The organism is Billgrantia antri, from assembly GCF_019430905.1.
Taxonomy (GTDB): domain Bacteria; phylum Pseudomonadota; class Gammaproteobacteria; order Pseudomonadales; family Halomonadaceae; genus Halomonas; species Halomonas antri.
Genome location: NZ_JAHYCA010000002.1, coordinates 769,723 through 782,429, shown reverse-complemented (window position 1 = coordinate 782,429; position 12,707 = coordinate 769,723). Strand labels below are relative to the sequence as shown.

The following is a 12,707-nucleotide window of genomic DNA, read 5'->3' as shown; positions in this document are numbered from 1 at the left end:
TGTTCTCTGACCCACGTGGGTCAAAGAACAGTGTGGTGCGATGAGGCAAAAGACGTGCCTCGACGACGGCTTACCGGACAGCTACCGCGAAGCGGTTTAGTTCAACAGTGATTGGACTGCGCGCCTTGAGGTTGAATGAACATCTGCGTGTCCAACAATATTATCTGACGCGCTTCATTTCTTCCAGCTCATTGATTTTTCTCGCGCCTAAGTATAACCAGCCACCTATACAAAATTCGTGCGCTTGTACGTTTTGCCGGAACCAATACTACTTTATACATATCCATATAAGAAGGAGCTACCAGATGGATACGCAAAACAAACCACCGAAGCTGACAACAGCCCACGCACCGAGAAATCTATTGCTACTTGATACGCCACTTCATTCGATTCCATGGCGTGCGTCATCCTGCCAGCATGGGAGGTTCCGAGGTACGTGCCTTCCTGAAGCACCTTGCGGTGGAACATAAAGTGGCAGCCGCCACGCAGAACCAAGCGCTGAAGCTGGGTAAGGGATAACCAGTCATTCAGGCACGCTACCGCCAGGAAGGCCGATCACCAGCCCCCTCCCTGGCGGCCACAGGCCGCCGACATGCCACTACCGGGATAACATTAGCGTCCGGTCTGAAACACATCATTGCTAAAGGAATCATCGGCATAGACGACCGACTCTTGAGAAAAAAGTCATCGGAAATTGTAACCTTGGCCACGAACAGTAACTCTACGCACGGACCTCCACAATTAACTCGACGAAATCGCACCCCTTCCTTGAGCCATTGCTTGTTTGACAAAACGAAATACCGCAACATAGCAAGCCGTAAAAACCAACCTGAATAAAATTTCTCTTCATCCTCATATCGACCTTCTACCTATTAACGTCATATTAAGCTGCCGACCGAAAGCCGTCGCGCGGCTTTCAGACAAACGTCTCCATCACTTAATTCGATGCGCCCTTAAGCCACCGCCGGCAGTGCCGCCTGCACCTCTAGAGGAACTTTTACGCCAGGAGGCCAGATGAGCACTTCTTTTCCCTTACGCCGCTTATAAGCGCTGTAGCTCAGATAGAACTCCGCCTGCGGTAGATCAGAATAAAGCTCCCGTATTGGCGGGACATCATCGTAGGTCATGATCCAGGGGAACTCAACGCCAGAAGTCAAGACTGATGAAAGCTGCCTATGTTCCTGATCGGAGAAGCGGTTCATGTAAAGCTCCGCACCTTTTACGTAGTAGGGCGGGTCTATATAGACGAAGTAGTCTCGCTCCCGCCCATGCTCTGAATTAATTCTTTGCAGCAGACGATTTCCGTCTTCGCATGATACTTCTATACGGTCTGAGAATATTCCTATTCTTCTAATTCGCTCACACAGCGGATCTTTGTTGAAGCGTGCATCAATCTTATAATTTCCCGTTTGGTCGTAACCTCCTATAGGACCACCATTATGCACTATGCCTGACCGGGTCGTTCTATTCAGGTAAAAGGTAGCGAACCCTAGGCGAAGTGGATTAGCCGCAGAGCATCCTTCATAGACGGCACGCTGACGGCGCCATTCGTCTACGCTAAGTTCGACGTTTTGTACCAAATCAATGAATTGCTCGTTATACTTTGTAACAGCGATCCAGAATGAACTGATGCGTGGGTCCGCGTCATTTATTGTGATGGTCTCGGCATATTCCTCGAACAGCAGCCTGAGCGCTGCGCCTGCGCCCCCAGCATATGGTTCAACATAATGCGGTGCAGTAAATCTGTTGTGCTTTAGCAGCGATATCAAAAACTCTGAAAGTACTGCTTTGCCGCCTGGATAGCGGAGCGGGCTATAGTGTTCAGCCATATGCTGCCCTCAAAAAAACCACGAAATTAGTTCAATATTATCTCAAGCATGGGCTCGGCTCGTTCCCACAGTGCCCTAAGATCCCCTTCCGTGGGAGTAACATACGGATTGTGTGTAAACTCATTGAACCCGTCTATTGTGATAAAATAGTTGCCGTCCTTTGCGGCAAGCGATCTTGCGGATTTGTATCCATCGGCGGCCATTCCGTGCAGCATCCTCTTCTCGACAGCGTAACTTATAAGATCCCTAAGGGGCGGCGTCCAGTCCGGATTGTGACTCCTCTTCTTTCCAGTCTTGTCGAAGTGGGCGCAAACTGCCTCTGCATGTCCCTCTTTCTTAATATAACTCCAAAGGGCTACGTCCATTAGGACTCGAAGCATGACCCCTGTAGAATTTCGCTGTTCAGAGACCTTCAGCGATTTCAGCTCTTTGAAGATAGCGGACACCTTCGTAACTTGTGATCGACAGACAAAGCCGCGCGGCACAACTGAGAGAGAGGGCTTCGGTATCGTGGGAGCCGGCCTAGGCCTTTCGTGGCGCGTTTCAGAACTGTTTTCTTCTGTATCCTCATTATCTACCACCAATGCATCAGGATCAAAGGAGCCACGTTTCTTGGTTTTCGGAAGGTCCTTTTCGGCCTCCTCTATGTACTTCCGGAAGCCTGCTTCATCATTAATTTTGCGAGTCATACCCTTAGTGGTTACATCTGATACGACTCTAGCGAGGACAGCTTTGAACCGGTCAGGATGAGTAACGCCTACAAAACCCTTCTCGTCATCAAGCTCGATACCGAGGAATTTACGACCAGTCTGCGACTCAATGAACCTCTCTAAGGTTGTGAGGGGAAATCGGGGATCCTCGACCCGCTTACGGATATCTGCTTCAAGCTCGAGAGAAAGCGCGATCCTATGGAGTTTTTCAGTTCGGAGGAAGCTGCGGATTTGTGCAAGCGAAATACCGAGCTGATCGGCAACTTCGGACGGCTGGAGACCTTGTTCTATTAGCTCGTGATAGAAGCGCGCTTGCTGTAGCGAGGACCACCGCCTTTTTGCATCGCCTGTGTGAAGGGCGGCAATGATGGGTGCCGCCGACAGACGATCCGGGACGACCGCAACGTCTATCTTCCCAAAGGAGGCCAAGTCCGCCTTTGCAGATAGAGATCGAAAATATTTCACCTGAGACGTTGTTGGTGCTAGTTCCGGACTCAGCAAGAGCTTTATAGCAGCTAACCTTCGGTTACCCTCAAGGACGGTGAAACGGCGACCGGCGGGGACCACCACGAGGCGTTCGTTGGCGAACAAGCCGAGTTTGGCGATGGATGCCGCTAATCCCTTGACGTCTTCATGGGCTAGCAGTTCGTGGAGTAGCTGTCGTTGGTTATTCGACCGCCGATCCGCAGGGATTCGGGTGTTTTTTGGATCCAACAGAAGGCTCCCCGCCTTAACCTGCGTCGATCTAGTATCTACCGCCACAATTATCCCCCCTTATTGCCTCAAAGCTGGCCCTTGGTAGTATTGTCTGACATTGAGCGATCTAGCGTCCAGTAGTGATTAAGCAGCACGTTCGGATATTGAGTCCACACACCAATGTGTTAAACAATGTTATGCCGCACGCACCTCAACCTTTAACACATTGAAAAATATGGATATTATATTTTCCAGCCTCACACACCGATCACCTCACATGTGCCATATCATGGTGAGGTATGAATGCTGTCTTTGACGGGATATCGGCACCGAAGGGCTCCCTACCCATTGCAGAACCGCCCTATGCTGGTTGCTGGCACTCTGCCCCCCTCCATTGAGCTTCGGCAACCTTCACTGGCGTTGACAACTGGTCGGGCGCTAAAGGGGCCTCCTACAATCGTTAATGCAACCGATGGTGGATGAGGAAATGTCGCTCTATTAGCCCTACCTATCCTATACCGCATCCTGCACCTCCCGGCACTTGGGATAGGTTGAGCATCCCCAGAATCGATTGCCGGCGTTCGCGCCGCGTTTGGAGGTGCGTAGCACCATGGCGCTGCCGCACTTCGGGCAGGTTCGGTCGAAGCTGGATTCGAAGCGGGCCTTGAGCTGTTTGACGTGCTGGCGGTGCGTTTCCCGGTTGGGCGCCAGCCGGCCGGTTTCGATTCTTTCCAGCGCTTCCCGGACCTGAAAATCGTTCATCACAGGCTCTCGGAACGTCTTGATGTAGCGCACATAGCCGCCACCGATGGTGACGTTCTCCGGCATGCTGGTCTTGAAGACGGCGCTGCCGGAGAAGACCACCACGGAGTGGATGGCTTCCAAGGGAACGTCGAGCAGAGCTTCCAGCGCCTTTACGTGCTTGTAGTTCTGGCGCAGCGGGTTCTGGAACTTGAAGGTCTTGCGGTAGAGCTTCTGGGTCCACTGTGCCTGCTTCTCGCTGCCGAAGATCCAGCCCGTCATGTGCTTGGTCTCGATGACGAAGATTCCGTAGCGGGAAACCAGTACGTGGTCGATCTGAGTGGTGCCGTCGGGCGTGGGGAGCGTGACGTTGTGAACGCCCCGGTACTCATCCGCCGGCAGCCGCACCTTGGCGATCAGCTTGACGAAAGCCTCGCCAAAGATGCCCTTGAACCAGCGGGACTTGAGTATGCCGAGTGCCAGCGCGACGAGAAGCAGCCACCACAGCGGCCTTACGGCTTCAAATAGAATCGAAACATCCAAGGGTTCGTCCGCCTGCGTGATCTTGGGTACGGGTCTTCGCTTCAGCCCGCTTTGCTATCACGCTATCGTGTTGCCGCGTGTAATGCCACGTAACGAACCCGAATTTTGACCTTGATCGTGTCGGCAAGGGCGAAGGCTTACACCATGTAAGCTTTCTCTTACGCCTGCGGTTTCAGGTGTCAGAGGTTAGGCCCGCCGGAAAGAAGCCGCATGCCGGGGCTTGCTAGTCCGAGCTGACGCCATGCTCGTCGGCATCCTCATCCCCTTCTTCGATCATCTCGCTGGCTTCTTGCTGCTCTTCGGCTGAAGCCTCCGGCTTCTGTCGGTCCTTCTTTGCCACGGATAAGGTGGCGGCGATTGCGAAATGGTCGGAGCCGGGCATCCTTACCCGGTCCATATCGACCAGATGGAAGCCATCAGAGACGAACAGGTGGTCGATCGGGTATCGCAATAGCGGTAGCTCAGCAGGGTAAGTGTTCAGTAGCGCACGGCCGCGGCGTGGATCCTTCAGGTCGCTCAGGCTGGAGAACAGCCGGGTGGTGTCGGACCAGGCGACGTCGTTGAAGTCGCCGGTGACGATCCAGCGGTTATCGGGGTCATCTTCGACATGTCGGGCGACAAGCATCAGCTCCGCGTCGCGAACCCGGCTGTCGCGACGCTCGCTCGATTCGTCGTTGCGGGTAATCCGGTCGCGCAGCCCCGGCGGAACGGGATGAATGCCAACGTAGCGTACCGGCCCTGCTTCCGGCAGCTCCAAGGTAGCGAAGACCGATGGCCGGCGATCGGAGACCAGGTGCTTGACCTCCTGCTCGAGCAGCGGGAAGCGTGACCAGAGCACGATGCCCAGCCCTTCGCCGCGCACCTCCCCGACGCGATGCGAATAGTGTTCGTCGAGCGGTGCCAGCGCCTCGGCCCAGGCGCGATCCACCTCGATCAGCAGCAGGATATCCGGATCCTCGCGCCGGACCCTGTCGAGCAGCTCGCCGTAGCGCTCATTGTTGTAGGTGACATTCGCGGTGAGCAACTTGAACGTCGCCCTGGGCTCACCCGGTTCGTTCTCGGCGGCGGGTACCTCGGCCGGCCAGAGCGAGGTGAACGGCAGGATGTGCGATACCTGCCACCCCCCTATGGCAAGGAGCGCCACCAGCCATAAACCATGCTCCGCCCGCGGCCGATACCGCCAGGCTTGGATTGCCAGCAGCCCCAGGGGGAGCACCAGCGCACAGGCCAGCTGCAGCCGAGGGAACTCCCATAGCCGGATCCACCACTCCCCGCTGGGTATCAGCGGCAGCACGCTCACCACCAAGGCAAGCAGCGTCAGCAATCGTGTCGTCCAGAGAAGGAGCGATCCCTCCATGTCACCTCGCGTAAGACGACTGTGTCCTTTTACTGTAGTCGTTCACACTTGCCCTCAGGCAGCTCCGCTCGACACGGCACAACGGTGAAGCCTGGATGCGCGAGCCAGGGCGCTTTCCTTGGCGATCATAAATGGAGGTGAGCTGCCGAGGTGGCTATTCGCCCTTCCTGGCCACGATGAAGACCGTGCCCTTACCCGGCTGCCACTCTCGCTCGATGGTGAAGCCGGTATCGGTCAGCTTGTCGACCAGAGCTTGCTTGCCGAAGCGATTCACGTAGGGGGCGAACCCCAGCATCTGCATGGGCGGAATCACCATGCGCAGCAAGAAGTTGATATCGCCGATCAGGACGGTGCTGGAGACGAACACGCCGCCGGGCTTGAGTAGGCTGTGTACTTTGGCCAGCGTCGCCTCCAGGTCCTCGAGCAGGTGCAGGATGTTGAGCCCCAGCACGGCATCGAAGCTTCGTTCTTCCAGCGCCACCGTCTCCAGGGTGCCTTGTCGGAAGGCGATGTTCTCGGTACCGGCGTCACGGGCCTTCTGCTCGGCGATCTCCAGCATCTGGTCGGAGATATCGATGGCGACGATATGCTTGACGTGAGGCGCATGAATGATCGCAGTGCTCCCCGTGCCGCAACCGAACTCCAGCACGGTCGAATCCGGGCGAAAGTACTCCTGGGTGATGGCGAGCTTGTGCTGGTACGCGCTCTCGTTACGAATGGGACTCTTGGCGTAGCGCGCGGCACTCTTGTTCCAGAAAGCTCTGGCGTTTTTCATTTGGATACCTTGGTCAGTTGACGTCCAAGCTGCGCGCTTCGCCAGATTACCACCGCTCGGCCCAGGAAGATGCCGCTCAACAGGCCATAGAGCAGGCTGACGGTGGCAGCAAACTCGGCCGTGTCGGTAATCGGGAGCTGGCGGGCACGGATCACCTCCACCGTGTACTTGGCGAAGAAGATCGCCAGCATGATGAGCAGCGGCTGCCAGTTACCCGGCAGGTAGTAGGTTTGGCGCTCGGGAAAGAAGCGCACTCCCTTGGGGATGCCGAGCTTGATATGGAGCGCCACGGAGAGCGCGACACCGAGCGCCCATAGGGCAAGGCCAACAGGGTCGATGCCGAATGCGGAGACGACGCCGTATAACGCAAGGATGAGGAAGGCCGCCGGCAGGAGGGTGATACTGCGTCGGCTGGCTGTGCGGTCTCTGCTCTGCTGGTAGCCCATCACGAGCAGCACGATGAAGAGCAGGAATACCCAGCGCGGTGTGTTTCTTATTATCTCGATCAGCACGGCCGATTCCCTGGCGTCGATTTCGCCTCAGCATAGCGAGGTGAGGCCAACCCCACCAGTCAGTGCTTACTTACTTGGCATACGCTGCTGGAGCGTTCTGGGGCTGAACAGATGGCAAGCTGAAGAACGCCGCCACGGCGGCCCCACGCAGCGCCGCGGTGCCCTTCCAAGGCCTCGCAAACAAATGCTCAAGATTGGTATGGGCAAGCCGATAAACTTTATACTAGGCTGAATGAAACACAATGTTACCAAATATAAACTTAATGTATCTGATCGACGGCAATACCGGAAGTACCTAAGGGATGCAGAGACGCTTTGGCGTGAGCAGACGAGATAAAAGCCAAGCGCAAGCGCTGTGGTGAACTGGAGAATCCTGGCGCTGATGCGCCAGTGGAGGTGACGCCATGAACTGGACAAAACTCCCCGACAACTGGTGGTGCAACGAGTTCGGCGACCAGATCCACCGCTACGAGATCCTGGACGACGAGGACCGATGCCTGGTCGAGTACCACCTCCACCACGCAGGGGAACGTCTGCCTTGGAGTGGCAAAGCCCACACTCTGGCCGAAGCCCAGCGCCAGTTGGAGCAGAGCCGGGCGTTGATGGCCTGAAGAGCAGCGTTCCTCTGCCTCACGGCACCCTGTAGCACAGCTCCGCAAAGCCTGTGCCCACCTGGCGGACGGAGACCAGCTCCAGCGGCGGATTGGTGATGCGGCGTGGAAACAGCGGCTTGCCGCTGCCCAGGGTGACCGAGCCCACCTGGACGAGGATTTCATCCAGCAGACCGGCATCATGGAATTGGCCGGCCAGATCGCCACCGCCCACGACCCAGAGGTTCTTTCCGCCAGCCGCTTGCACCATCTCGGCATGAACGGGAGCGACGCTACCCTGCACGAAGCGGATATCCGCACTTTCGATGCTCGGTAGCTTGCGGCTCGAGAAGACCCAGGTTGGCTGCGAATAGGGCCATGCCGAACCGGTTGCCTCAGCGACTTTCTCCGAATGTCGCAGCATCCACTCATAGGTGGTGGAGCCCATGGCCAGTGCCCCGACCTCTGCAAAGAAGGCGGAATAGCTCGTATCGTTGATGTCTCCCAGGGGAAAAAGCCAATCCAGGGAATCGTCTTCGGTGGCGATGAAGCCGTCGAGGCTGGTCGCCGTGTAGTACTGCGTCTTCATGATGTTTGGCTCCGAATGAGCAGGCGCTCTACCGGCTCAGCGGCCGTTCAGCCCCTTGCCGGCAAGGATATCGGGTAGGCACTTTTCGATTCGCGATGAGCGGGTACTGGAGTGCTTGGCCCCGCCGACATGGAGGATGTAGCCCCTCTGCCGCCCCGGGGTAAGCGCCTCGAAAGCGGCTTTCAGTACCGGGTCTCTTTCCAGCGCCGAGCGAAGCTCTTCCGGATACGTCAGCTCACGCTTCTCGCTGAAATCCACCTTGGCGCCGGCCTTCTCGAGCTCGATGGCCTCAAGGAGGTAGGCCTTCAGCGTGCCGGCCCGCTCGGTGATGTCACGCACCTGGGTGAAGCGAATCTGCCGCATCGCCTGGGAATGCTCGCCCGGTGCGACGAGTAGCCGTTGCGGGTCGTTCAACAGGCTGCCCTTGAAGAAACCGAGGGCACAGTAATGCTTCAGGCCGAAGATCAAGGCCACGTTGCCGCCCTGACACGAGTAGCAGAGCTTGCCCCACTTCACCGCTTCGGTCAGCCCACAGCCAAGCAGTATGTCTCTCAGCGCTTTTCTTTCTTCGTGCCATTCCGGCTTGTTCAGGAGCGAATCGACTTTCGGACTTGTTGTACTCATTACCTATCCTTGTTTTTCGATCACCGTCGCCTTCTTCCCCAGTCAGTACTTACTTACCTCTAAAGGGCGTTAAACTTACCACCCACCCCTTCATAGAACGTTCTTCTGAGTTCCGCCAGTCGGCCTTGCAAGTTGCCGTCCGTGTCGGGGCATTGAGTGGTTTCAGCGGGACGTATCATCCCCGAGCGAGCGAATCACCCGGCATGGATTGCCGGCGGCGAACGCATCCTCGGGGATGTCCTTGGTCACCACGCTACCGGCGCCGATGACCGAGCGGGCGCCGATGGTGACGCCGGGGCAGAGGATCGCCCCGCCGCCGATCCACACGTCGTCGCCAATCGTGATCGGCTTGGCGGCTTCCAGGCCGCTGCGGCGCTGCTCGGCATCGAGCGGGTGGGTGGCGGTGTAGACCTGCACGTTAGGCCCGAACATCACGTGATTGCCGATTGTGACCTGCGCCACATCGAGGATCACGCAGTTGAAGTTGAAGAAGACCCGCTCGCCCAGGGTGATGTTGCCACCGTAGTCGCAGTAGAACGGCGGCTCGATGAAGGTGCCCTTGCCCATGACTCCTATCAGTTCGAGCAGCAGCCGCTTGCGCTCCTGCCCCTGGTCGTCTCGAGTGTCGTTGAAGGCCTTGGTCAATATACGGGCGCGGTGACGCTCTTCGAGCAGCTGTGGGTCCCGTGGGTCGTAAAGCTCACCGGCCAGCATCTTTTCCTTTTCGCTTTTCATCGCTCCTCCGGCGAAATTACGACTCAGCTAGCGATTGCTCGAGCACCGCATCGGCCAGCTCTTCAGGTGGCTGGGCTGAGTTCAACCTGAGAGTCGAGCACGGCAGTTGTTCGATCCACTCTTCGTGTAGCGCCACGCTGCGAATCGGTGGAGAAGCCGTATCGTAACTTGCTGCCCATTCGAGAAACTCCAGGTGCTGTTCATACATGTCACCCATCGGAAGTACTCGACTGCCGTATCGTCGGCGCTCACGCTCGCGCAGCCTTTCCATTCGTATCGCAGGGTCGAGGCGCAAGAATACAGCCAGGGTGAACAGGCCTTCGAGCGCCTTGCCCCAACTGACGAGAGAACCGGACAACACCCAGCTATCGTGGCCTTGCATATCGGCAATAATCGAAGCTACACGCTGTTCCGGAGAGTTCTTCTGGGTGAAAGGGGGATCGGTGCGCTTCCAGTAGTAGTCGTCAACGTCCAGGTGCGGAACTTGAAGTCGTGACGCCACCAGCGAACCCAAGCTGGTACTCCCGACGCCTGACGCGCCGAAGATATGAATTCGATTTGCCATGTTTACTCCTCCTTCCATGTGTAGTGAAACGCTGCCCAGCGGTGTACTTCACCATGCCGGTCAGCAAGGCTTTCCTTATGCCCTTACACCAGCAGCCGCCACACCAGTGGCAGCAGCAGTGCGGTGAATACGCCTGTCAGGCTCATGCCGAGGGAGGCGAAAGCGCCGGCGGTGGGGCCGAGTTCGAAGGCGCGCACGATGCCGATGGCGTGGCCGTTCACACCAAGGGCGAAGCCGAGAATACGCTTGTCGGTGATCTTGAGCAGGCGGGCCAGTAGCGAGACGAAGATGGTGGTGAGCACGCCGGTGATCAGCAAACCGCCGAGCATCAGCGACAGCGAGCCGCCGATCTGCTCCATGATGCCCATGGCCAGTGGCGCGGTGACCGACTTCGGCGCCAGCGAGGCCAATACCAGGGGGGGTGCGCCCAGCAGCCAGGCGATCAGCACGGCATAGAGCGCCGCCAGAACGGCAGCGAGCGGCACGCAGCAGAGGATCGGCTTCCACAGGGCAAAGATATGCTGGCGCTGCTGGTAAAGCGGCACCGCCAGCGCCACGGTGGCGGGTCCCAACAGCAGGGTCAGCCAGGCAACGTTGCGCTGGTAGTCGACGTATTCATAGCGCAGCAGCCACAGGCTGGCCGCCGTAATCACAGCGCCGATCAGCACCGCCGGGCACCAGCTCGGCCGGCCCATTCGTTCGAACAGATAAATGCCGCCGAGATAGGCGGCCAGCGTCAGTGCGATGGCGAGTATCGGCGTGTTCAGCAGAGAGGCGTGCAGGTCGCTCATGGCTTGCGCTCCCGCTCTTCCGCACCCGCGGCTTCCTGAGGCATGAAGCGGCGCATCAGCCACAGCGTGGTCAGCACGCTGAGGAAAGTGCCCACCCCGAGGGCGGCCATGATTGCGGTCCATTGGCCGGCGAACTCATCGATCACGAAGAACACACCTACCACACCGGGCATGATCAGCATGGCAAGCAGCGGGATCAGCGCCTGGCTCGCCGTAGCCACGCTCTCGTTCAGGCGCCGTTTTGCCAATAGCCAGGCCAACAGCAGCAGCAGGCCCGCCATGACGTGGGAGACGGGCAGCGTCAGCAGTTCGACGATGGCGTGACCGAGCAGTTGGAAACCCAGCAGCCACAGGAACCCACGCAACAGCTTCATGCCTTCTCCATTCGGCCCAGGAAGGTGTATCCACTTATGGCGGCGCTGGCACCAGGCAGCCAAGCCCTCGGCAGGGCTGTTCAAGAGGTTATCACGCTATCGTTTGCGCGTGGATGGCCCGGCTAGCATTACCGCCACGCCAACCGCCCCAGTGAGCATTTACCCACCTGGTATCGCCCATGGTCCGGTACTGCGATAGTCACTACGAGGGTTCGGCACTCTTTTCGACACTCTTTCCGGCACTGCTTTCGGCATATACCCACGCCGGCAGTTGGGCGCGCTTCAACCACGGCAGCCTGGCCAGCAAGGCGATGACCACCAGCGCGAAGCCGAGCCGTGCCCACAGCAGGCCGGAGAGATCGGCCCCCATCAGCATGATCAGCAGGGTATCCTCGATCAGGCTGTGACACAGGCCAAGGAAGCAGAGTGTGAGCACGATGTCCCGCGGGGTCAGCTGGCCCGAGCGCGCCTCGCGCAGCAGCAATCCGGCGCCGAAGGTGAGTCCCAGGGTGATGCCGATGACGGTGATGTTGGCGCCCGCCGGGCCGATCCCCAGCAACCGCAGCAGCGGGTAAAGTAGCTTGTGGATCAGCCGCTCGACTCTCAGCCAGCGCAGCAGCTTCAGCAACGCCATTAGCGCCAGGATCACCAAGAAGATGGTCGCCAGCGTCATCACCTGGCCCTGCAGCCAGGCCGTCAGCGTCGCCTCCCGGGCTGAAGGCTCCCAGACCACGCGGTTGGCGTGCTGCAGCCAGCCGCCCAGCGAATAACTCAGATGCAGCAGCCAGCCCAGCAGCCAGGCACCGCCCATGCGCAGCAGCACGGTCAACCACCAGGGCACGCCGACCATGCGCGCCACTGCGCCTTCGATCGGCAGCGAGTGGCCCACGGCCATCAGCGCACCCAGCACCGTCACCTGCGCCACGCTCAAGGGTGTGTCCCGGGTGACCTCGAAGAAGATCACCAGGCCGGTGTAGATGTTCGTCAGCAGCGTGGCAGCCCACACCAGGCTCAACGGCTCGGGTAGCCCCAGCGGCGCCATCAACGGCGCGAGCCAGTGACCGAGCAGCTCGGTCATGCCCAGCATCTCGAGTGCCTTGACGATCAGCAGCGCCGGCACCATCACCTTGAGCAGGGTCCAGTAGACCTTCCAGGCCTCGCGCAGCAGGCTGCCCACCGTGCCGAGAATCGAGGCGGGGCGTCGTTGTGTCATGGGTGGGTACCGTAAGCGAATCAGCCGCCTAGTCTACAGCCAGGCATGCGCAAAGAAACTACC

The 12,707-nt window shown here is 58.4% G+C and carries 15 protein-coding genes; 2 read left to right on the top strand and 13 right to left on the bottom strand.

The annotated features are described in order from the left end of the window. Positions 1 to 357: 357 nt before the first annotated feature. Positions 358 to 519: a site-specific integrase gene (locus KPL81_RS08080; RefSeq protein WP_219791394.1), complete on the top strand. Its 162-nt coding sequence runs from the start codon at positions 358 to 360 to the stop codon at positions 517 to 519. A 434-nt stretch (positions 520 to 953) separates the two neighbouring features. Here the strand turns inward: KPL81_RS08080 and KPL81_RS08075 are convergent, their stop codons facing one another. The 6 genes from KPL81_RS08075 to KPL81_RS08050 form a co-directional block, all read right to left on the bottom strand. Then, entirely contained in the window at positions 954 to 1,829 is an 876-nt protein-coding gene (locus KPL81_RS08075; protein ID WP_219791361.1) for a DNA adenine methylase, read from the bottom strand. A gap of 26 nt (positions 1,830 to 1,855) precedes the next feature. Beyond that, the gene (locus KPL81_RS08070) at positions 1,856 to 3,253 is read right to left on the bottom strand and encodes a ParB N-terminal domain-containing protein (protein WP_219791360.1); all 1,398 of its coding nucleotides are present in this window, start codon (positions 3,251 to 3,253) and stop codon (positions 1,856 to 1,858) included. Positions 3,254 to 3,748: 495 nt separating this feature from the next. Next, positions 3,749 to 4,519, bottom strand: coding sequence for an NERD domain-containing protein (locus KPL81_RS08065; RefSeq protein WP_219791359.1), 771 nt, complete (start codon positions 4,517 to 4,519; stop codon positions 3,749 to 3,751). Positions 4,520 to 4,742: 223 nt separating this feature from the next. After that, positions 4,743 to 5,876 carry an endonuclease/exonuclease/phosphatase family protein gene (locus KPL81_RS08060; protein WP_219791358.1) on the bottom strand — a complete coding sequence of 378 codons (1,134 nt, stop codon included), beginning with the start codon at positions 5,874 to 5,876 and terminating at the stop codon, positions 4,743 to 4,745. A 154-nt stretch (positions 5,877 to 6,030) separates the two neighbouring features. Then, positions 6,031 to 6,651, bottom strand: coding sequence for a class I SAM-dependent methyltransferase (locus tag KPL81_RS08055; RefSeq protein WP_219791357.1), 621 nt, complete (start codon positions 6,649 to 6,651; stop codon positions 6,031 to 6,033). Further along, the gene (locus tag KPL81_RS08050) at positions 6,648 to 7,163 is read right to left on the bottom strand and encodes a DUF6622 family protein (RefSeq protein ID WP_219791356.1); all 516 of its coding nucleotides are present in this window, start codon (positions 7,161 to 7,163) and stop codon (positions 6,648 to 6,650) included. Before KPL81_RS08050 ends, KPL81_RS08055 begins: the two co-directional genes overlap by 4 nt. A 404-nt stretch (positions 7,164 to 7,567) precedes the next feature. Here KPL81_RS08050 and KPL81_RS08045 point away from each other — a divergent pair, with 404 nt between their 5' ends. Further along, positions 7,568 to 7,774 (top strand): hypothetical protein, encoded by a 207-nt coding sequence (locus KPL81_RS08045; protein ID WP_209476993.1) that lies wholly within the window; start codon positions 7,568 to 7,570, stop codon positions 7,772 to 7,774. 19 nt (positions 7,775 to 7,793) lie between these two features. Here the strand turns inward: KPL81_RS08045 and KPL81_RS08040 are convergent, their stop codons facing one another. The 7 genes from KPL81_RS08040 to KPL81_RS08010 form a co-directional block, all read right to left on the bottom strand. Next, on the bottom strand, positions 7,794 to 8,342 hold the full coding sequence (locus KPL81_RS08040) for a dihydrofolate reductase family protein (RefSeq protein ID WP_219791355.1): 549 nt from the start codon (positions 8,340 to 8,342) through the stop codon (positions 7,794 to 7,796). Between the two features lie 36 nt (positions 8,343 to 8,378). Continuing rightward, a complete protein-coding gene (locus KPL81_RS08035) occupies positions 8,379 to 8,966 on the bottom strand; it encodes a YdeI/OmpD-associated family protein (protein ID WP_219791354.1) in 588 nt (195 codons plus the stop codon). Positions 8,967 to 9,128: 162 nt separating this feature from the next. Beyond that, positions 9,129 to 9,701 carry a sugar O-acetyltransferase gene (locus KPL81_RS08030; protein ID WP_219791353.1) on the bottom strand — a complete coding sequence of 191 codons (573 nt, stop codon included), beginning with the start codon at positions 9,699 to 9,701 and terminating at the stop codon, positions 9,129 to 9,131. Between the two features lie 16 nt (positions 9,702 to 9,717). Further along, a complete protein-coding gene (locus tag KPL81_RS08025) occupies positions 9,718 to 10,266 on the bottom strand; it encodes an AAA family ATPase (RefSeq protein WP_219791352.1) in 549 nt (182 codons plus the stop codon). Positions 10,267 to 10,349: 83 nt separating this feature from the next. After that, positions 10,350 to 11,057: an LrgB family protein gene (locus tag KPL81_RS08020; protein ID WP_209476987.1), complete on the bottom strand. Its 708-nt coding sequence runs from the start codon at positions 11,055 to 11,057 to the stop codon at positions 10,350 to 10,352. Further along, positions 11,054 to 11,431 carry a CidA/LrgA family protein gene (locus KPL81_RS08015; protein ID WP_219791351.1) on the bottom strand — a complete coding sequence of 126 codons (378 nt, stop codon included), beginning with the start codon at positions 11,429 to 11,431 and terminating at the stop codon, positions 11,054 to 11,056. The genes KPL81_RS08020 and KPL81_RS08015 overlap by 4 nt, the downstream gene beginning before the upstream one ends. Positions 11,432 to 11,633: 202 nt before the next feature. Then, the gene (locus tag KPL81_RS08010; RefSeq protein ID WP_240549099.1) at positions 11,634 to 12,644 is read right to left on the bottom strand and encodes a nucleoside recognition domain-containing protein; all 1,011 of its coding nucleotides are present in this window, start codon (positions 12,642 to 12,644) and stop codon (positions 11,634 to 11,636) included. Positions 12,645 to 12,707 lie beyond the last annotated feature (63 nt).

What these genes read in the sequence shown, in the direction of transcription:
- KPL81_RS08075 (WP_219791361.1), bottom strand. Translation starts at nt 1,829, where the DNA reads ATGGCTGAACACTATAGCCCGCTCCGCTATCCAGGCGGCAAAGCAGTA.
- KPL81_RS08060 (WP_219791358.1), bottom strand. Translation starts at nt 5,876, where the DNA reads ATGGAGGGATCGCTCCTTCTCTGGACGACACGATTGCTGACGCTGCTT.
- KPL81_RS08055 (WP_219791357.1), bottom strand. Translation starts at nt 6,651, where the DNA reads ATGAAAAACGCCAGAGCTTTCTGGAACAAGAGTGCCGCGCGCTACGCC.
- KPL81_RS08045 (WP_209476993.1), top strand. Translation starts at nt 7,568, where the DNA reads ATGAACTGGACAAAACTCCCCGACAACTGGTGGTGCAACGAGTTCGGC.
- KPL81_RS08040 (WP_219791355.1), bottom strand. Translation starts at nt 8,342, where the DNA reads ATGAAGACGCAGTACTACACGGCGACCAGCCTCGACGGCTTCATCGCC.
- KPL81_RS08035 (WP_219791354.1), bottom strand. Translation starts at nt 8,966, where the DNA reads ATGAGTACAACAAGTCCGAAAGTCGATTCGCTCCTGAACAAGCCGGAA.
- KPL81_RS08030 (WP_219791353.1), bottom strand. Translation starts at nt 9,701, where the DNA reads ATGAAAAGCGAAAAGGAAAAGATGCTGGCCGGTGAGCTTTACGACCCA.
- KPL81_RS08025 (WP_219791352.1), bottom strand. Translation starts at nt 10,266, where the DNA reads ATGGCAAATCGAATTCATATCTTCGGCGCGTCAGGCGTCGGGAGTACC.
- KPL81_RS08020 (WP_209476987.1), bottom strand. Translation starts at nt 11,057, where the DNA reads ATGAGCGACCTGCACGCCTCTCTGCTGAACACGCCGATACTCGCCATC.
- KPL81_RS08015 (WP_219791351.1), bottom strand. Translation starts at nt 11,431, where the DNA reads ATGAAGCTGTTGCGTGGGTTCCTGTGGCTGCTGGGTTTCCAACTGCTC.
- KPL81_RS08010 (WP_240549099.1), bottom strand. Translation starts at nt 12,644, where the DNA reads ATGACACAACGACGCCCCGCCTCGATTCTCGGCACGGTGGGCAGCCTG.